19 protein-coding genes are annotated in these 19,241 nt (G+C 47.7%); 11 read left to right on the top strand and 8 right to left on the bottom strand.

Translation table 11 applies throughout. The features are described 5' to 3' along the window. Positions 1-169: 169 nt before the first annotated feature. A complete protein-coding gene (locus tag NDI48_14035; protein MEP0832291.1) occupies positions 170-517 on the bottom strand; it encodes a histidine triad nucleotide-binding protein in 348 nt (115 codons plus the stop codon). A 149-nt stretch (positions 518-666) separates the two neighbouring features. Here NDI48_14035 and NDI48_14030 point away from each other — a divergent pair, with 149 nt between their 5' ends. Next, positions 667-2,199 (top strand): YifB family Mg chelatase-like AAA ATPase, encoded by a 1,533-nt coding sequence (locus NDI48_14030; GenBank protein MEP0832290.1) that lies wholly within the window; start codon positions 667-669, stop codon positions 2,197-2,199. A 20-nt stretch (positions 2,200-2,219) separates the two neighbouring features. Here the strand turns inward: NDI48_14030 and NDI48_14025 are convergent, their stop codons facing one another. Both NDI48_14025 and NDI48_14020 read right to left on the bottom strand, forming a co-directional pair. Continuing rightward, complete coding sequence (locus tag NDI48_14025; GenBank protein MEP0832289.1) at positions 2,220-2,594, bottom strand: hypothetical protein; 375 nt, start codon at positions 2,592-2,594, stop codon at positions 2,220-2,222. A 153-nt stretch (positions 2,595-2,747) separates the two neighbouring features. Next, positions 2,748-4,100 carry a hemolysin family protein gene (locus tag NDI48_14020; GenBank protein MEP0832288.1) on the bottom strand — a complete coding sequence of 451 codons (1,353 nt, stop codon included), beginning with the start codon at positions 4,098-4,100 and terminating at the stop codon, positions 2,748-2,750. A gap of 235 nt (positions 4,101-4,335) precedes the next feature. Here NDI48_14020 and purB point away from each other — a divergent pair, with 235 nt between their 5' ends. After that, on the top strand, positions 4,336-5,631 hold the full coding sequence (purB, locus tag NDI48_14015; protein MEP0832287.1) for an adenylosuccinate lyase: 1,296 nt from the start codon (positions 4,336-4,338) through the stop codon (positions 5,629-5,631). Positions 5,632-6,049: 418 nt separating this feature from the next. Here purB and NDI48_14010 read toward each other — a convergent pair whose 3' ends face one another. Further along, positions 6,050-6,853: a phytanoyl-CoA dioxygenase family protein gene (locus NDI48_14010; protein MEP0832286.1), complete on the bottom strand. Its 804-nt coding sequence runs from the start codon at positions 6,851-6,853 to the stop codon at positions 6,050-6,052. A gap of 14 nt (positions 6,854-6,867) precedes the next feature. Between NDI48_14010 and NDI48_14005 the strand changes: the two genes are divergently transcribed. The 4 genes from NDI48_14005 to recR all read left to right on the top strand — a co-directional run bounded on the left by NDI48_14005 (position 6,868) and on the right by recR (position 10,055). Then, positions 6,868-7,740, top strand: coding sequence for a pentapeptide repeat-containing protein (locus NDI48_14005; protein MEP0832285.1), 873 nt, complete (start codon positions 6,868-6,870; stop codon positions 7,738-7,740). A gap of 246 nt (positions 7,741-7,986) precedes the next feature. Beyond that, the gene (locus NDI48_14000) at positions 7,987-8,382 is read left to right on the top strand and encodes a hypothetical protein (GenBank protein MEP0832284.1); all 396 of its coding nucleotides are present in this window, start codon (positions 7,987-7,989) and stop codon (positions 8,380-8,382) included. After that, on the top strand, positions 8,379-9,308 hold the full coding sequence (locus tag NDI48_13995; protein ID MEP0832283.1) for a J domain-containing protein: 930 nt from the start codon (positions 8,379-8,381) through the stop codon (positions 9,306-9,308). The genes NDI48_14000 and NDI48_13995 overlap by 4 nt, the downstream gene beginning before the upstream one ends. Positions 9,309-9,485: 177 nt before the next feature. After that, complete coding sequence (gene recR, locus NDI48_13990; GenBank protein ID MEP0832282.1) at positions 9,486-10,055, top strand: recombination mediator RecR; 570 nt, start codon at positions 9,486-9,488, stop codon at positions 10,053-10,055. Between the two features lie 76 nt (positions 10,056-10,131). Here the strand turns inward: recR and NDI48_13985 are convergent, their stop codons facing one another. After that, positions 10,132-10,692 (bottom strand): response regulator, encoded by a 561-nt coding sequence (locus NDI48_13985; protein MEP0832281.1) that lies wholly within the window; start codon positions 10,690-10,692, stop codon positions 10,132-10,134. A 459-nt stretch (positions 10,693-11,151) separates the two neighbouring features. Between NDI48_13985 and lipA the strand changes: the two genes are divergently transcribed. Both lipA and NDI48_13975 read left to right on the top strand, forming a co-directional pair. Continuing rightward, positions 11,152-12,102 carry a lipoyl synthase gene (gene lipA, locus NDI48_13980; protein MEP0832280.1) on the top strand — a complete coding sequence of 317 codons (951 nt, stop codon included), beginning with the start codon at positions 11,152-11,154 and terminating at the stop codon, positions 12,100-12,102. Positions 12,103-12,262: 160 nt separating this feature from the next. Beyond that, positions 12,263-12,406, top strand: coding sequence for a photosystem I protein PsaX (locus tag NDI48_13975; GenBank protein MEP0832279.1), 144 nt, complete (start codon positions 12,263-12,265; stop codon positions 12,404-12,406). Between the two features lie 146 nt (positions 12,407-12,552). Here the strand turns inward: NDI48_13975 and NDI48_13970 are convergent, their stop codons facing one another. The 3 genes from NDI48_13970 to NDI48_13960 all read right to left on the bottom strand — a co-directional run bounded on the left by NDI48_13970 (position 12,553) and on the right by NDI48_13960 (position 15,758). Further along, a complete protein-coding gene (locus NDI48_13970) occupies positions 12,553-13,002 on the bottom strand; it encodes an SRPBCC family protein (protein MEP0832278.1) in 450 nt (149 codons plus the stop codon). Between the two features lie 182 nt (positions 13,003-13,184). Further along, complete coding sequence (gene zds / locus NDI48_13965; GenBank protein MEP0832277.1) at positions 13,185-14,654, bottom strand: 9,9'-di-cis-zeta-carotene desaturase; 1,470 nt, start codon at positions 14,652-14,654, stop codon at positions 13,185-13,187. A 75-nt stretch (positions 14,655-14,729) separates the two neighbouring features. Beyond that, positions 14,730-15,758 (bottom strand): hypothetical protein, encoded by a 1,029-nt coding sequence (locus NDI48_13960; protein MEP0832276.1) that lies wholly within the window; start codon positions 15,756-15,758, stop codon positions 14,730-14,732. A 399-nt stretch (positions 15,759-16,157) separates the two neighbouring features. Between NDI48_13960 and NDI48_13955 the strand changes: the two genes are divergently transcribed. The 3 genes from NDI48_13955 to NDI48_13945 all read left to right on the top strand — a co-directional run bounded on the left by NDI48_13955 (position 16,158) and on the right by NDI48_13945 (position 19,058). After that, complete coding sequence (locus tag NDI48_13955; GenBank protein MEP0832275.1) at positions 16,158-16,733, top strand: hypothetical protein; 576 nt, start codon at positions 16,158-16,160, stop codon at positions 16,731-16,733. Between the two features lie 286 nt (positions 16,734-17,019). Next, a complete protein-coding gene (locus tag NDI48_13950; protein ID MEP0832274.1) occupies positions 17,020-17,907 on the top strand; it encodes an NAD(P)-dependent oxidoreductase in 888 nt (295 codons plus the stop codon). Between the two features lie 146 nt (positions 17,908-18,053). Next, the gene (locus tag NDI48_13945) at positions 18,054-19,058 is read left to right on the top strand and encodes an L-lactate dehydrogenase (protein ID MEP0832273.1); all 1,005 of its coding nucleotides are present in this window, start codon (positions 18,054-18,056) and stop codon (positions 19,056-19,058) included. Positions 19,059-19,241: the final 183 nt, after the last annotated feature.

The raw sequence follows: 19,241 nt of genomic DNA, 5'->3' as shown, positions 1-19,241 counted from the left end.
CCACACGTTCGCAGATTCGCGACGCTGTAATGTGGTTGTCATGTTTTTATGATGGCTTAATAATTTTTCAAGGTTCAGCGGGCGCTTTTGTGTTCGCCCATACTTAACTTAACCCATTTGTTTCGATTTGTAAAGTTCTTCAAACTTTTTTTAGAATCCCTAAGCCGTGTTAACCCGGAGGCCACTTCATAGGGCGTCCGCCCAAGATGTGCAAATGCAGGTGGTCAACGGTTTGACCGCCATCAGCACCGTTGTTAATCACAAGGCGATAGCCGTTATCCAGACCGAGTTGCTGGGCAACTCGCTTGGCGGTTAAGAGCAGGTGTCCCATGAGGGCATGGTCTTCGGATTCGGCTGCCGCTAGCTGAGGAATGGGCTTTTTGGGAATCACCAGGATGTGAACGGGTGCTTGGGGGGCAACGTCTGTGAAGGCAATTGTTAAGTCATCTTCATAAACAATGTCAGCGGGTATTTCTTTGCGAATAATCTTGCTGAAGATGGTCTCGCTCATGTTAATTCTTCTACTCAATAGTTATGAAAGCGGCTCAGACTGCTAGCAATTTTACGTAATCACCGTCCTGGAACGAAACTAACTCCAGTAATTTCCCGGTTTAGGAACCCAGAGGGCAAGCCCTATACTCGCGCTTAAGTGTCAGGGGAATTGAGATGCTAGCTAGAGTTTGGAGTGCTTCTATCGTGGGAATCGATGCTGTCAAGGTGGGGGTAGAAGTGGATGTGTCCGGTGGGTTACCGGGAATTGTCGTAGTTGGTTTACCCGATACTGCCGTTCAAGAATCACGAGAAAGAGTCAAGGCGGCACTAAAGAATGCGGGTTTTGCCTTTCCCATGCGGAAGATTGTGGTGAACCTAACACCGGCTGACTTGCGTAAAGAAGGGCCAAGCTTTGATTTACCCATTAGTGTGGGCATTATGGCGGCGTCAGAGCAGGTAAGTGCCGAATTGTTGGGCGATTATCTGTTTTTAGGAGAAGTTTCTCTAGATGGGAATCTGCGACCCGTTGCGGGTGTATTACCCATTGCGGCGGCGGCTAAGCGACTGGAAATTTCGGGTTTGGTAGTTCCGGCAGATAATGCACGGGAGGCAGCAGTCGTACAGGGATTAGCGGTCTACGGGTTCAAGAATTTGGCGCAAGTTGCTGACTTTTTAAATGAGCCAGAGCGTTACTCACCTGTACAGATGGATGGGTTGCAGGCGTTGCGAACCTCTCGCTCAACGGGGCCAGACTTAAAAGATGTAAAAGGTCAGGCTCATGCTCGTAGAGCCTTAGAAATTGCGGCGGCTGGGGGACATAATTTAATCTTTGTTGGGCCTCCAGGGAGTGGGAAAACCATGCTGGCGCGACGGTTACCGGCGATCCTGCCCCCACTCAGCTTTGACGAAGCCTTAGAGGTGACGCAAATCCACTCTGTTGCGGGGTTGCTGAGAAATAAAGGAACATTGGTCAGCGATCGCCCTTATCGCAGTCCTCATCACTCCGCCTCTGGCCCCTCCCTCGTGGGCGGTGGTAGCTTTCCGCGTCCTGGGGAAATCTCTCTGGCTCACCGAGGGGTGCTGTTTTTGGATGAACTCACTGAATTTAAACGCGATGTGTTGGAATTCCTGCGTCAACCGTTAGAAGATGGCTGTGTTACCATTTCCCGCACTCGTCAATCGGTGATGTTTCCCGCTCAATTTACCCTGGTGGCGAGTACAAATCCCTGTCCTTGTGGCTACTTCGGGGATACCATCCAAGCTTGTACCTGTTCGCCAAGAGCTAGGGAACAATACTGGGCAAAGCTTTCGGGGCCGTTGATGGATCGGATCGATTTACAAGTGGCGGTGAATCGATTGAAGCCGGAGGAGATTACGCGACAACCCACGGGGGAGGAGTCGGCACCTGTACGGGAACGAGTACAGGCGGCACGCGATCGCGCCCATCACCGTTTCAAAACAGCAGATGCAGCCATTCGTTGCAATGCCCAAATGCAGAGTCATCATCTACGCTACTGGTGCCCGTTGGATGATACCTCTCGCAACTTACTAGAGGGCGCAATTCGCAAGCTAGGGTTATCAGCACGGGCAAGCGATCGCATTCTTAAAGTAGCCCGTACCATTGCTGACTTAGCAGGTGATGAAGTTCTCAAACCTCAGCACGTTGCTGAAGCCATTCAGTACCGTACTATTGACAGAATGCAATAAATGTGAATTAGAACGTTTAACTAGGGAAGTTCAACGTCTGAACGATGCACCCAGCTCAAAACCCGCAAAACTAAGGCTCTGAGGAAGTGAGCCATACTTTGGGGATGAGCGATCGCCCAAAAATTGATACTCAAGCAGGTACTAGCCAGCGCTAACAGGATAAAGGTAGGAGCCATGACCACCCCAATCATCCACCAAGTGAACACATGAAATACCATCACCAACGCCGGGAGGCAGGCAAGCACAGCCGCTTGTCGCACCTGAGGCTGAGGGCGGCGAAGTCCGGTGGATATCATCGTCCGCAAGGTCAAGAGCAAGTTGGCAGGAACCAAAAATGTACAGATGGCAATACAGTTGGTTCGTGAAAATTCAGAAAGAGTGTTGAAGTCAAACATGCAAGATTAGGTATAAGTACTGTTGCCAGTGTATCTCTCCGACCAACCGCCTCAAAATTGATCCGTTCTATGTTTTCTTGAGCAATAGATACTAAGAATGGCAGTTCAAGTATCCCTAGGCTGGTTCTAACCTCCAGAGAGAGAAATACCCTGTTAAGTTCGGTTCCTCAAACGCGAAGAAGCTGCCTGCCCAGGCACCACTAGGACTTTATCAACTCGGTTACCATTCATAGTCCTCACTTCAAAGCGTAGTCCAGCCCACTCAAAATACTCTCCGACAGAAGGAATATGTCCGAGTTGGCTCATCACAAATCCCCCTAAAGTTTGATAGCTAACTCCTGCCCCTGGTAACAACTTTCGCAGACGAAAAATTTCCTTAAATTCATCAATCGCTAACAATCCGTCTAACAACCAAGACCCATCCTCGCGTTGCACGACTTCAGGGTCAGCTAGATCTTCACGAGAGGGGATGTCACCCACGATCGCTTCTACAATGTCATTGAGCGTAACCAAGCCCTGAGTCACGCCATATTCATCCACAACTACGGCAAGATGGGTACCAGATGTCTTGAACAAGTCGAGAACTTTCAACGCCCTCATGCTTTCCGGCACATACAACGGTTGATGTAACAAGGCTTGTAGTTCAATCGGTTGAGTTGGATTATGGGCTAAAAATTTTTTGGCTTCCACTATACCCAATATGTTATCCACGTTTTCTTGAGCGACCGGGAAGAAAGAATGAATACTTTCGACGACCAAGTGACGGATTGATTCGAGTGGGTCATCAATATCCAGCCAAACCATCTCAGTGCGTGGACTCATAAAACTACTGACCCGTCGCTCTCCCAGACTAAAAACTCGCTCCACTACATTTTGTTCGGTTTGCCCTACCAATCCAGCTTCATGGCTGGCTGCAACTAAAAACTTGAGTTCTTCAACAGAATGAAGCAGTTCTGCACCACTGCCCGGTTGTAAGCCCAGCAGTCTTAAGACAAAGTTTCCTAAACTGTTCAAGACGTGGACTGCTGGGCGAAAGATAGCTAGGTAAACTTCTAAGAGCTGGACTACAGCAATAGCAGTTTCTTCTGTCCGCTGGAGTGCCAAACCCTTAGGAGTTAATTCTCCCAAGACGATGTGGAGAGCGGTGATCGTTGTGAAAGCAACAACCCCTGCTAGAACATGGGCACTAATGAGTGCCAAAGGTTCAGGGAGCAGATGGAACGCTGGCTCGATTAGCACAGCGAGGGCTGGTTCTCCAATCCAGCCCAGGCCTAGGGAAGACATCGTAATGCCAAGCTGGGTAGCTGCTAAATAAGCGTCCAGGTTGCTCACAGCACGTTGTAAAGCTGCCGCGTGGGGATGATCTTCAGCAACTAGCTGCTCGACACGACTAGGGCGCAAAGCGACTAAGGAAAATTCCGCAGCCACAAAAAAGCCATTAGCTAGCACTAGGAGGATTACGGCTAGCAACTTGCCAGCAATCAGCATACTGAATGGACTACTCATGACGGTTGTATGTAAGCTTCTAGCTCTTAAAAATGCTTCTTCCAGCATCACTCACCCAAGCTAGTTATTAGAAATTCGTCAGTCCTAATGACGTTTGGGATGGGGATTTAATAATTCGTAATTATGACGGCAAGCATGAGCAGGCCACTAACTCTGGCCATAATCTAACGCCGATTGATGAAGCCATCTGACATCAAGTTGTACAATATGACGGTTGTATTTCACGACACCGGCATTGATCGAGCGCTACACCCTGCCCGAAATGGGCGAATTGTGGACGGACACCTACAAATTCAAAACCTGGCTTCAGGTTGAGGTTGCCGTTTGTGAAGCACAAGCTGAACTGGGTGCAATTCCAGAAGCGGCTGTGGAGGAGATTAAAGCTAAGGCGAATTTTGACCCGAAGCGGATACTAGAAATTGAGGAAGAAGTCCGTCATGACATGATCGCCTTTCTCACGAATGTAAATGAGTATGTGGGCGATGCGGGGCGTTATATCCACTTGGGGTTGACGAGTTCCGATGTCTTGGATACGGCTCTGGCACTGCAACTAGTTGCCAGCTTGGACATTATTTTGGAGCACCTAGAGAAACTGGGTCAAGCAATTCGCTACCAGGCACAGCAACATCGCAATACTGTGATGATTGGGCGTTCTCATGGCATTCATGCCGAACCGATCACCTTTGGCTTTAAGCTGGCGGGGTGGTTGGCGGAAGTGTGTCGCAACCGCGATCGCCTCTGCCAAATGCGTCATGAAATTGCGGTGGGGAAGATTTCTGGCGCGGTGGGAACTTATGCCAATATTGACCCTCGTGTGGAAGCGATCGCTTGTCAAAATTTGGGGCTGCAACCCGATACGGCTTCAACTCAGGTCATCTCGCGCGATCGCCATGCTAATTTTGTGCAACAATTAGCGCTTTTAACGGCAACGATTGAACGTTTTGCGGTTGAAATTCGCAACCTGCAAAAAACCGATGTTCTAGAAGTTGAAGAATACTTCTCTAAAGGACAAAAAGGTTCCTCGGCAATGCCTCACAAGCGTAACCCCATCCGTTCTGAACGCCTAACAGGAATGGCGCGAATTGTGCGGGGACATGCGGTGGCAGCGTTGGAAAATGTAGCGCTGTGGCACGAACGGGATATCTCTCACAGTTCAGTGGAACGGGTGATTTTACCCGACGCTTGCATTTTGACTCACTTCATGCTTGTGGAAATCACCGACTTGGTGAAGAAGCTGCTGGTTTATCCAGAAAACATGAAGCGGAATATGAATCTTTACGGGGGTGTTGTATTCAGTCAGAGGGTATTATTGACCTTGGTGGAAAAGGGGACGACCCGCGAAGAAGCCTACAGGATTGTACAGTCTTGTGCTCATGAAGCCTGGAATAAACCAGAGGGAAATTTCCACGATCTGATTGCTAAACACCCTGAAGTGACAAGTAAGCTAACTCCGCCAGAAATTGAGGCTTGTTTTGACCCGCAGCATCATTTACAGCACTTGGATGAGATTTATCAACGCTTAGGGATTTAACTGATGGGAATAGGGAATGAAAAAGTCAGATCATTCTGGTAAGAAAGCCACACGATGTGGGAGTTTGTAGTGAGGACTTTAGTCCTCTGAGAGTGGGCGCTTTAGCGCTCACTACAAACATGCTTTTATTAAGGGTAAAACCGGGCACGATATCATAATTCCCGATTCCTGGTGATGAGAAAAAAGCGATCGCTTAAACATTAGACCAGGAAGGGATGACAAGCAAGCTGAAGGTTTGATAAAACAAGCTTTCTACCCCATTGACCTCAGAACAGATATCGGGTGATTGACAGGCTTATTGAGAATGAGCAGGTGATTATCGCTCCCGGATAATCACCCGTTAGCGGAGGGTGGGCGAGATATACCTTGCCCACCCTGCAAAAATTTTGCCTTGGAGCGAAGCGACTTGACTTCGACCCTAGTAAGCGAACGACTGATAAACTTCAACCTCTGGTTTGTCCTCAAGGGATTCGACAATGGGATTGAAGCGTAACAAGTGGCGGGCGCGTTCGGAGAGTGAGAGGAGGGCAGCACGGGGTATGTGAATAGACACCTCGGGACGAAACAGCCAGCGGCGACTATAGCCAATTACAACCATCGGACGTGGCGTTTGTGTATGATTGGGCGTGCCCCGGTGCAGAGTGCGTACATCGCGAATCATCACGTCGCCCAGTTGCATCGTGATGGGTTCTAACTTGATTTCACCCGACTCCAGGCGGCGCAGTCCTTCTTCTTTTGACATCATGTGCGTACCGCGTGTAGTCTCAAAGGGTCCGTTTTCAAGGGTTACATCCACAAGGGGAAAGTTTACGGCAAGCTGGAATGGCGGCGTCTCCATACCCGTTTCAGGGAACAGTGGCGGCGCATCCCGATGCACGTCTTGATAGTCAGACCCCAACAAGGGAGTGTCTGTGGCTAGCTGGCACATCACCATGTCTTCGCCTACTAATAGCTTAGCGATCGCTAGGATATCCTCATCTTCGTATATGCTGGGGTCGGCAAAGGGAGCAGCGAAGGGCAAAGTGACGTAATAGCGGGCTGAACCTCGATTAAGCAGCTTACCTTCGCGCTCGATATGATCCTCTAACAAAGGCGCAAAAGCCTCACGCCAAGCATTGAGTGTCGCCTCTGAGAAGTGATGGGGCAACACACAATGGCCATCCTTCAGAACCGATTGGGCGAAGGATTCGATTTGTTGTTTGTTGTAGCGGGTTGTCATCATATCTCGATTTTAGTTTGCAGCATAGATTTGGAGCAGATGTCAAGGGACAATTCCTGGCTGCGTCAACGGGTGTGGTCAAAAGCTGTTGGTCAGTAGACCCACGATATTGGGCTAGCGATCGCTTTCTTCACCCGAATCAGCTAGCCGTGTTAGAGAGAAAGCTCGTTTTATTTCTGCTCGAATCCAAACTTAAGCCTTACCTAAGCCGAGTCGTGTGGCACTCTGATCAGCATCCAGGACGGCTAAAAACCGAGCCATTGAATACAGATGATCCAACATTTGAACTTGATACTGGTGAAACCGAAGAATGTCCGGAAATAGCAGATGTAATTCAGCGCGTGATTACAGCAGAAACGGATAACTTTTTGGAATTAGCCAAAATCGCGGGTCTCAATCCGTTAGTTGATTTTGCAGGTGCCAAGCTGCTGGGTGTCAACCTCAGTGGGGTGGATTTGAGCGGAGCCAATCTGCGTAGAGTCTATCTCCGGGGTGCTGACTTGAGCGATACGGATTTGAGTAGTGCAGATTTGCAGGCCGCGAGTCTCGGTGGTGCCGATCTCAGTGGTGCTTATTTAAGTGATGCCAATTTGAGCCATGCTAATTTTCATCGAGCCAGTTTGGCGTTGGCGAATGTCAGTAGTGCCAATCTTAGTAGTACGAATCTGAGTGAAGCGAACTTCAGCAGTGCCAACTTAAGTGATGCTAACCTGACCAATGCGAACCTCACTCAGGCTGACCTCCATCGGGCTAGTTTAATGTTAGCCAATTTGAGTGGTGTAACTTGGTTGAATAGTCGTGTAGAAGAAGCCCGATTTAGCAAAGATTCAGGTCTTTCTGAGGAATGGAAGCTGGACTTGAAACAAAGGGGGGCTATTTTTGAAGAATAAGTCGCTTAGGGTAAAGTGTGTCTGTTAAAGACAGAGATCTTGACTCCAAAAAGTAGCGATCGCACTACATAGTGGATTATGGCAGAAGTTTCTCACCAGTTTTTAGGAGTATTCCGAAAAGCTTTCTCCTGCCGCTTTATCCTCACTAAAGTCCTGCTCCTCGTAGAAACTCCGGTCATCTGGGGCGCTCATTTCCAGACCCACTCCCAACCTTGCAGTCCTCAATCCACTCATGTTGGGTAGGGGGTGGCACGTCTTGAACGTATCGGAAATAATAGAGCTAATGCTGGTGGTTTTGTCCAAACCGCTAGTCAACTCGAACGCCGAAAAAAAAATCAAAAGGGTCAAACCGAAGTGTTGAGTGAGCATTTACTAGAGAAACGACTTGAGGTTTGGTCACTCCAGCATATACTTTTCCCTAAGGTTTGGACTTATACGTTAGGGTGGGTATTTAAGTCGCTCAAAAGGAAATGTTTCAATATCATTAGCGTTAGCCAAACGGATCTGGAAGAGCAACACCTAGTCTCTAGACCCAAGATAGCTCAAACAATTACAACCATAGTAGTTAAGATAGAGCGTCGTGTCGCCGAATACTTCGAGAACGCTCATGCTGATGTTGTCGTGGCTGGGGAACTACATTGATCAAGCATCACCTCATTAAAACGGATTTCGGGTGTCGCTGTACAATCTGCCACTGGAAATGGCGAAGTATTCCGACGAGTTCGTGTCCAGGTGTCCGCCGCTTCGCACGGTGGAATGACATACCGACCTATCTCAAAACTATAGACCAATTGAGTAAGGTGGGGCTTAAACCCAGAGACAAAGGTGATCCAACGGCGTGCTTGCAACCGAGAGAAGGCAAGCCTCCTCAATATTGGCTGTACGATCAACGCCAAGCGGTTTCTTTACACAAACGAATTCCAGTTGTTGGAGAAGGGACTCAGCAACAAAGAAGGATTGCGGCTGAGGCAAGGCGGCTATGGGAAAAGGGAGAAATTTATACTCAACTTCACCGAGGTGTAGTCATTGAAGCGATTCCTCAGGTTTTGGACAAATTTATCCGCTTCAAAGCTAGGGCAAAGGTTAAGGGTATTCCTGGTAAGTTTAGTGCAGCCGACATCGAAGCCAACGTCAACTTGCCGACCCATATCGAAGCCATTGAACATGCTAAGCGATTTATTGAGCAAATTCTAGATTCTGGTATTCCCAATCACATCCCAGCCCGCAAAAATCTTCATGCTTATCTTGAGGCATGGGGGGGGTGTTTTATCCGACTCGATGAATCAGGAGCAGGCTTTTATCTTCGAGTCACTTGTGAACCCGAACCGCAGAAACAAGAAGAAATCCCAACACTCAACTTCATTCCAATTGATGGAGAATGGTGGGAAGTTTTAGGTGTTAAACCGGAGGCAACTCCCGCAGAAGTCAAAAAAGCTTATCGGCGCTTGGCAGGAATGTTTCACCCAGATATCAATAAGAGTGAGGAAGCGCACGACAGAACTGTCGCGCTCAATCGTGCCTATGAGACGTATCGAGAATTATTAAGAACTGTCGCCCCAAAAAGATAGAGTTACCTGAAGTATGAAGTAAACTCCATAAATCATGGTGCTTGAAAACAAGAATGCTGCGATCGCTAAAAGGACACCGACAAAGCCGCTCACACTCGGTAACAGGATGTCATCATAAGGGATAGACCCTTTCGACTGGGAGACAAGACAACGGTTTACACACGTCCTTTAGCTCGTTTGATCGAGCAACTCCAACGCTTGCCCGGAGTTGGGCCTAAAACGGCTCAACGGCTGGCTTTACATATCCTCAAGCGCTCAGAGGAAGAAGTACAGGCATTGGCTCAAGCCTTAGTTGAGGCGAAAAAACAAGTCGGCTTATGCCAGGTATGCTTTCACCTCTCCGCTGAACCCACGTGCGAAATCTGCCGCAACGCCAACCGGGACAACAGCACTATCTGTGTCGTCGCTGACTCCCGTGATGTGATTGCTCTGGAAAAAACGCGGGAATATGCTGGTAAATATCACGTCCTCGGCGGCGTCATCTCACCCATGGAGGGAATTGGCCCCGATCAGCTACATATTCAGCAATTGGTGCGGCGAGTCAGCCAGAGGGGTATCAAAGAAGTCATTTTAGCCATTAGTCCGAGTGTGGAAGGTGAGACAACCACGCTCTATGTCGGTCACCTCCTGAAGCCGTTTACCAAGGTAACTCGGATTGCTTTTGGTCTACCTGTAGGCGGCGATTTAGAGTATGCTGACGAGGTCACGTTAGCACGAGCCTTAGAAGGACGACGTGAACTCGATTAGCCATAGAAAGAAGAATGAAGGATGAATGGGAAAACCCTTTTTTCATCCTTCATTCTTTGCACTTCATACTTTCAGGCTACTTTAACTTTTGTTTGATGAACGCCATAATTTGAGATAACTGTTTCTTCAATCCATCAATTTCAGCCTGCATTTTCGCAACTTTGGCGTTAAGCGCTTCAATGTCGGCAGATGAAGAAGCAGAAGATGCACTAGCCGTTGCTGTACTGGCAGCTGCCGCCTGTTGCGATTCGGGGCGGGGTTTTTTCGCCTTGCCCATGGCTTCCTTGATAGCATCAACCAACTGCTTCTTCTCAAACGGCTTTTCAACAAAAGCAAAATACTCAAAGGGTTCTTGGATTTTCTCCGTGACTTCTTCCTTACGACCCGACATTAATACCAAAGGAATTGTCTGGAGTTCACTGGTACTTTGAATATGCTGAAACACTTCCCAACCACTCATTTTAGGGAGAAGAAAATCTAACATGATTAGGTTAGGAAGTTCCTGGCGAATTAAATTCAGTCCCTCTAAACCATCCTTCGCTTCCAAAACTTCAATGTTACCTGACGGTAACATTTCTCTTACACGCATTCGGATGACTTTACTGTCATCAATTACCAGGATTTTCTGACTTGCCACGACTGACTCCTTTGGAGAGGTAACTTTAAGAACACTACAGTTTTCAAAAAGCAACGGTTGCTAACTCTAGATCAACAATGAAACCTAAAGTCAACACTTAGCTGCTGTGAACGCCGCCAGTTCATAATTTATGGTGTAGCGCCAGTGTGTCTCGCTGTGAGTTTCAAGTCACTTCCTACCCAGCCATGATAAACCAGCGACATGTATCTACAACAGACCGATTGTTGTCTGTTTAGGGTGATACAACGGCTAAGACGGCACCCTCAACTTTTTGCCATTTTAAGCCCAAGCTCAAAAGCAAGCGGTGTGCCTGATTCTAGATTAATCTGGTCTGACACAGAAGAGCAAAAAAACTCAGTCAACACAAGCGAGGGTAGATGCTTTAACATTTGTAGCATTGTCGAGACTCAAACCAGCTTGTCATGCATCCCAGTCACTGGCTAGCTTACCGGAAGACTTATGGATTTGCTCACCCAAACTGACCCATCTGTGACAACACGGCCCGATCGCGGCCAATGGCGACAAGAACTGGACGCACTGCCCCCTTGGTTGCGTCGCCCCATTGGCAAAGCCAGCGAAATCTCAACAGTACAGCGCATTATCAAGCAACGAAACATCCACACAATTTGTGAAGAGGGGCGCTGTCCTAACCGAGGCGAGTGCTATTCCCAAAAGACGGCAACATTTTTGTTAATGGGGCCAACTTGCACCCGTTCCTGTGCCTTCTGTCAGGTGGACAAGGGGCACGCACCCATGCCTCTTGACCCAGAGGAACCCCAAAAGGTGGCTGAGGCGGTAAATCTATTGGGTTTGCGGTATGTCGTGCTAACTTCGGTAGCGCGAGATGATTTGCCCGACCAAGGTGCAGATTGTTTTTCTACCACAATGTACACGATTCGTCAACTGAATCCAGACACAGAGATTGAGGTGCTGACAGCCGATTTTTGGGGCGGTAGAGGTAAAAATGACCAGACTCCAGTCGAGTTACAACACCAACGGGTAGCTAGGGTAGTGGAGGCTCATCCAGCTTGTTATAACCACAATATTGAAACCGTGCGGCGCTTACAGGGACGAGTGCGTCGCGGTGCCCAATATGAGCGATCGCTCGATGTTCTCCGCATCGTCAAATCCCTGAATCCCACAATCCCCACCAAGTCAGGTTTGATGCTGGGGCATGGCGAAACTCAAGCGGAAGTGATTGAGGCGCTGGTGGATTTGCGGAACGCGGGATGCGATCGCCTCACCCTAGGCCAATATATGCGTCCCTCCTTGCAACACCTGCCTGTACAAAAATACTGGACACCCGCAGAATTTGACGAATTGGGCGCGATCGCACGAGACTTAGGCTTTGCCCATGTCCGTTCTGGCCCCCTTGTCCGCAGTTCCTACCACGCGAGTGAGAGTATTTAAGGCCAAATATTAAGAATATTTGCGCCTTAGCTGGTAGTTTATTGGCAATAATCCCTCTATCAAGCTGAATAAAGCTCACTCTTTCTGTGGTAACTTTTATGAGAGTCACCAAGTACTTTATTATTTTTTCACAAAATCTTTCAGAACAGGAGAAAACTCTATGGCTGCTCAGACCAAAAAATATGATGCTCCCGTTGCCAAGTCTGGCGGTAAGTTCCCCTACCCTTTTCGTACAGGATGGGCTTTGTTCCTTTTAGCGATCAACTTCGTGGTTGCTGCTTTTTATTTCCACATCATTGAATAGTTAGAATCGTTAGCTAGGCTAACTTGATCAGGACTTACGCACTTGAGCCTTACATCGGTCATCTTGTCCTCTAACCTCCCCATTTGAGGCAGGCGATTCTTTCCTCATCTTTAGGACAGCAAGAGGGTAGTGTGTAAGTCCTCTGTTTATGTAGATTGGGACTTAAGGTTGAGAGCGTATTCTCGAAAACGTTCCAAGTCAGCCTGGATTGTAGACTCCACAACACGACCTAAAAACAGATTATCCATCAACTGACCCAACAGGCCGGGAATCGCATAAGCCACACTCAGCTTGACAATACTGCTCCCCTGCCGATCATAGAAGCGAACCGCTCCTCGATTGGGCAAACCATCCACAGATTCCCACTGAATAATCTGGTTTGGCACCAATTTCAGAATTCGGGAAAGCCAGCTAAATTCCAAGCCGCCAGTCGCCAACTTCCATCGAGATAACTCAGGATTGTCTTCCAGGACATGGACGGAGTCAATCCACTTCATCCATCGAGGCATTTGCTCTAAATCAGACCAGAGGTTCCAGGACAATTCAATGGGAATGTCAACCTCAACCTGTACACTGTGTTCTAGCCAATCGGACATGCGTTTTGGGATTTGGGATTTGGGATTTGGGATTTGGGATTTGGGAGGGGTTGAAGGGTTAAAGGTTAGAAAGTTTTTCGCGTAGCGTTCCCCGTAGGGGTAGGTTGAAAGTTGGAAGTTCTAACCTGCATTTGCTAACTTGTTAACCTGCAACCCTTCTTCGGGTTGGGGACTCTGGTTGCTCAAACCGTTGTTACAGGGGTTCGTTCTACCAGTTCTTTGGCATTTTCCAGAATGGCTTTTGCCGCCTGACACCCCGATAAGGTGGCTCCTTCCATACTATCGATGTAGTCTTGCTGGGTGTAGCTTCCGGCCAGGAAAAAATTGCTGATGGGTGTTTTTTGCGGGGGGCGATAGGGGTCCATCCCAGGAGCCTCACGGTAGAGAGACTGAGCCAGCTTGACGACGCTGTACCAAGTCATGTTCAGTTCTCGCGAGGAGGGGAAGAGTTCATGGACTTGCTTGAGGACGTGTTGTGCGATCGCTTCATTATTTTGCCGGATAAAGGGGTCTCCCGGAGTGAGCACCAATTGCAACAGTGAACCCTGTCCCTCGCGGTAGTAGTTACCAGGACTGGTTAAGGCTAAGTCCGCAAAGCAGGAGAAGTCAGCATCCGGGGTATAGAGCAGATTATCAATTCCTGCGGCTTCTGTGAGCTGCTTGCGCTTCTCGGCATCGTGTAACTCGGTTACCCAACCGTCAAACCTCAACTGTACGGTAGCCACGGGGATGGTATCGAGCTTGTAGATATTGTCAAACTCCGACCACTTACGCCAAGCTTCAGGCAGGACACGCTGCACACCGGGGACATCTGTGGCGCAGACGTAGGCATCCGCAAGGATCGTTTCTTCGGTTTCGCCTTTAGCAACCACTAGTCCGGTGACTTTGGTTTGCCCATCCACCTCAGTAAACAAAATTTCCCGCACTCGACGCCTGGTGTGGATTTTCCCGCCTCGCGCCTCTATGTACTTAACAATCGGCTGATGCAGATACTCATCGGGAGAACCTTCCAGCATTCGCAGCACCGAAGCTTCTGTTTTTGCGGCAAAAAACTGGAAAATTGTCAGCATACACCGGGCGGAAATATTCTCGGTGTCGATGAAACCCAAAGCGTAGGCGATCGGGTTCCACATCCGCTTTAAGCTGCCATCATTTCCACCGTGTTTGCGAAACCAATCGGCAAAGCTGATTTTATCTAAATCGCGAATGGTTTTCATCGCGCCGTCGAAGTCCACCAAGCCGCGAACAATGGGACTCGTACCGAGTGCCAGGGAATTTTGCAGCTTATCTTGTAAAGAGAGCTGGGAAGTGGTGAAAAAGGCTTTCAGTCCATTGAAGGGCGCGCCCGTGATGAAACGAAAATCTAGCGCCCCCGTGCGTCCCCCTTTGTTGACAAAGATATGGGTATGCTCCTTGAGACGTAGGTTGTCGATCGCCCCTACCTTCTTCATCAAGTCAAATAACTGGTAGTAGCAGCCGAAAAAGACATGCAACCCCATCTCCACATGGTTGCCATCGGCATCTACCCAACTGCCCACTTTTCCTCCCACAAAAGGTCGGGATTCAAATAGTTCGACTTCATGTCCGGCATCGACTAACTCAACTGCCGTCGCCATCCCGGCTAGTCCCGCCCCAACAATTGCAACGCGCATTCAGCCTTTCCCTTTCAGTTTCTTTACTTATCTTAAAAGAAGATTGCAACAGAAGTGGACTAGAAGAGGGTTGAGTCAAGCTAACTCATCCGGCGTCTCAGGTTCTAAGGTTTCCGGGAATACATCAGGAGAGAACAACTCCCACAAGGATTGGAAGTAGGGCATAAAAAGCGCTTGTTGTTGAGGCGTCAATCGGGTTTGAAGTTCGTTGCCAATGAGGTGGAGCATTTGCCGCACCAGTTCCCAACGCACTTTTAATGGTGGGTACAGCATGACGCACAAGGGGAATAGTTCTTGTTGGATGGCGGCAATGCTATTTTCCAGGACACAAATCCACAAGTAAACCTGAAACATCTCAACATCTCGGATACTGGAAACCATTACAGCCGAATCGCTCAATGAGCCAGTGTGGCAGCAATAGTTAGGGTACAGCTCAATGATGCGCGAGGCGATTTTTCGGGCTATTTCGCTGCTAGGGGGTAAGAGTTTGCGTATGCTTTCTAAGGCGGGAGAATGGTAATCATACCGGGCGGAGATGTCATAAAAACGCTGCAAGGGGATATAAAGGTGATCGTCAATGACTTTGAAATAATCACCCAAAATTTCCTGATCGGCTGGGGCAAGGGGTTCTAGAAGTAACTGTCCGCAGTAGTGGAATTGCATACTCACAAAACCAATCACTCTCGGATCGAGGGCTATGTATTTTTTTCGGATGCTACCCACATCAGAACTAATAAACACACAAAGGCGCTGTGGTGTCAGTTGTTCGGCATAGGCGGAGAGGGCTTGCTCATAGATATGGTAGGCATCTCGTGCAATTTCATAAGGGTCAATTAATTTATAACTAATGCCATGTCGTTTAACTTCTAGGGAAAGTAAGCTTTCGGTTTTAGCCCAAGCTTGAAGGTTAATGGAACGAATGGATTGGAGTAGTCGCTGCGCGATGAGCGATCGCGTTCCTTGAGTGCTAGTTTCCCAGCTTTCTTCTGGATCGATGAGTTTCTGAAGATACTTTTTCGCCCATTGCTTGGCAAGGGATGTCGCAGAAGTATTCTCTGTCATATCCCAGCCTTGCAGCCTAGGATTTGGCGTGATGTCACCCATGAAGCCCCTTTAATTTTTTTGACCAATTATTAATTAATATTACGCTCAATTGTATAAGACTCTCCTCCATTGGATAGTGTGACTTCGCATACAATAAATCTATAGAAGCGAATTACTCTATGACCACAAACTTTGTTGGCTCAGACACTCACTCATTCAGCTAACGCTTTCGCGATCGCTTCGCACCAGCCTATGAGTTAGCCGGAGTTTTAGTGAAAAGATGCGACGCCAACAGTTAATCGCTCTATATGTACCTAACAGGAATAAACTATAGGTATGCACTCAACTCATTAGTTCCTCGCTCAGCAAATCCCCAAATTTTTGCATAAGCTCCCTGCGGCTGAGAGATATGGAGAACTGAGCGAACATTCTGCTCAGAGTGCTAGTGGAGGGTTTGCTATGCATCCCCGTTTTAGATTCCTCTGCTTTACGACAACACTGTTACTTTCTCTGAGTTTCTGGGAATTACCTCTTTTGTTTCGTCGTTCATCTGGGATAGCGCACGCTCAAGATGTAATGGCAACGTTAGCTGATGGCAACTATCAATTTTGTAGCCAACCAGAGACAAAAGACTCACCCTTTGGATCAGGAGTTTGCTTTTGGTTCCGTAAAGTCAACAATCGTGTGGTGGGAAACTATGGTTACCCTCAATCCGATGACTCTATTTGTGTTAATGGTGAAGTTCAGGGTAATCTCGCTACAGGTGAAGCCCTAGCCGTATCGTGGCCGGGTAGTCCTTGGGAGAATATACCTCAATCACCCGTTGATTGGGATGAAGAAGGCCGCTTGAAACTCAATAAAGGAGGTATTATTCATACTTCTGGTAGCAAAGCTGAGCGTATAGATTGGATTCAGTTTCGCAGTGCTGTGCTGAATTTTAAGGGTTTTTATCGTTATACGCAGGTGGGAATGGATGAACAAAAGATTCCTGAAAGTTGTTCGGTGAAAGATATTACAGAAGCCTTGAATCGCTGAAGAGTTTCTAGGCGTGTCTAGCAATCCTAAATCATTTATAAGATTTGATTTTTTTAATAAACCACAGAGGCACAGAGGGCGCAAAGGAAAGAAAGGGAGGTTCTGATGAATCATTCGGGATTGCTAGATTATCCGATAGCAACCGATACTGTTGGCTAATTAACGAGGAACTGCGGTAGAGGCACGGCATTACTAAACTTTCTACAAAAGTCGAGATGTTACTGTTGCCGTGCCCTTACAAGTCATGATATTGAGGGTTAAAACCCTTACGAATTTGCTCAATAGCATGAACCAACAAATTGCCTTTCTCGGACTCGGTGTCATGGGTGGTTATATGGCGGCGAACTTGGCGCGAGGTGGTTACTCGGTTAAAGCCTGGAATCGCACCCCCAATCGTCCCGGTGTAGAAGTGGCAGCAAGTGCAGGTGCAACCGTAGTCTCATCCATTCGCGAAGCCGTCGAGACAGCAGATATCATCTTTTCCTGCGTCGGTGATGTGCCTGATGTTGAGGAAGTTATCCTCGGCACTGAGGGAGTTGCCGAGTTGGCGAAACCGGGTGCTTTAGTGATCGATACGAGTACCATTGGCCCAAATGCGGCGCGAAAGATAGGAAGCGAACTTAAAAAACACAACCTCCGCTTTCTGGATGCACCGATTTCAGGTGGAGACATTGGGGCGAAAAATGGCACCCTAACCATCATGGTTGGCGGTGAACCAACTGATTTTGAGGAGAGTAAGCCAGTATTAGAAGTTCTGGGCAAAACGATTCGCCTTTGTGGTTCAATAGGTAGCGGTCAGGCTGTAAAACTGTGTAATCAAGTCCTGGCTGCACTTCACATGGTGGGTTTATGCGAGGCGATGCAGCTAGCCCAACAACAAGGAATCGACCCTAACTTAATTGTAGAAGTTTGCAGCACCGGTGCGGCTGGGTCGTGGGCGCTATCTAACCTGGGGCCAAAAATCATCGAGTCTGATTTCCGTCCCGGTTTCATGATTAAACACATCCTGAAAGATTTGAGATTGGTACAAGAAAGCCTCAAGGCATCGGGTGAAGAATTGCCGGGAGTGGAAATGAGCGATCGCTTATTTAAAATAGTTCAAGAACTGGATAACGGGATGGGTGGCGAACAAGGAACCCAGGCCATGATTCGTGCCTACCGTGACTCCTTATAGCATGGAATTATTTTTTATAGCATGGAATTATTTTTTTAACGCAGAGAACGCAGAGGAAGACGCTGAGGGACGCTGAGTTTTTTGAGGGATTACGATACAAAGGGAATTGGTATGAATTTTCAATCCTTTAATTAAGCAAGGAAAAAATGCTGGAATCTCTATTCACCACCGTCCCTAATCCCACTCAAGATTTAATCCCCCATCGCCGTCCTCGTAAAGGTGTGATTGTTGGTGCGGGACAGGTGGGAATGGCTTGTGCTTACTCCCTGCTGATTCAAAATGTTCTTGATGAAATGGTGATTGTTGATGTCAATACTGAAAAACTGGAAGGGGAGGTGATGGATCTCAATCACGGCTTACCTTTCGTTCAGCCTACGATGATCCGATCCGGAACCTTAGCTGATGGTGAGGATGCCGATATTGTCATTATTACGGCTGGAGCCAAGCAGAAACCAGGGGAAAGTCGTTTAGAGCTAGTGCAACGCAATTTAGAGATATTTAAAGGCTTAATGCCCCAAATCGTTCAGTATTGTTCCCAAGCTATTTTGCTGATTGTGACGAACCCAGTAGACATCATGACTTATGTCTCTCTCAAACTATCCGGGTTACCAACATCCAGCGTGATTGGTTCAGGAACGGTACTCGATACGGCTCGTTTCCGTTATCTATTGGCGGAGAAGTTTCAACTTGATCCTCGAAGCTTACATGCTTATATTATTGGGGAGCATGGCGATAGTGAAGTCCCGGTTTGGAGCAAAGTTAATATATCAGGAATGCAACTGTTTAATGAAGATTCAGATGGGGAGAAATTAGTAGACGCCGATACGATAGAACCCATTTTTGAACAGGTGAAAAATGCAGCTTACGAGGTGATTCAACGCAAAGGCGCAACCAGTTATGCGATTGGCTTGGGTGTTACCCAGATTGTTCAATCCATTTTACGCAATCAAAACCGACTGCTGACGGTTAGTAGCCTGATTCATGGCTTTGAGGGGATTGACGATGTTTGTTTAAGTCTGCCAGCGGTGGTAAACCGTCAAGGAGTTAGCCGGACTTTAAATCTCATGCTGACTGCCATAGAAAAAGAGCAATTACAGAATTCAGCCAGAGTTTTGCGACAAACAATTGAAAAACTTGACCTTTCCTGCTAATTTTGTCCATTGTTTCATCAAATTCTTTGGCAATTACATCAAATTTTGAAGTTCTAGGAGCTAGATTTTAGTCCTAATAGGTCTAAACCCAATCTAATACGGTTGCTGACTGACCGAATTAGCCAGTAAATTGTAGGTAGAGATAAGTCAATTGCTACTTATTGCCTTAGTCCGGGTACTTCT

Source organism: Microcoleus sp. AS-A8 (assembly GCA_039962225.1).
In the GTDB taxonomy this organism is placed as follows: Bacteria; Cyanobacteriota; Cyanobacteriia; order Cyanobacteriales; family Coleofasciculaceae; genus Allocoleopsis.
This window is presented reverse-complemented; position numbering and strand designations above follow the sequence as displayed.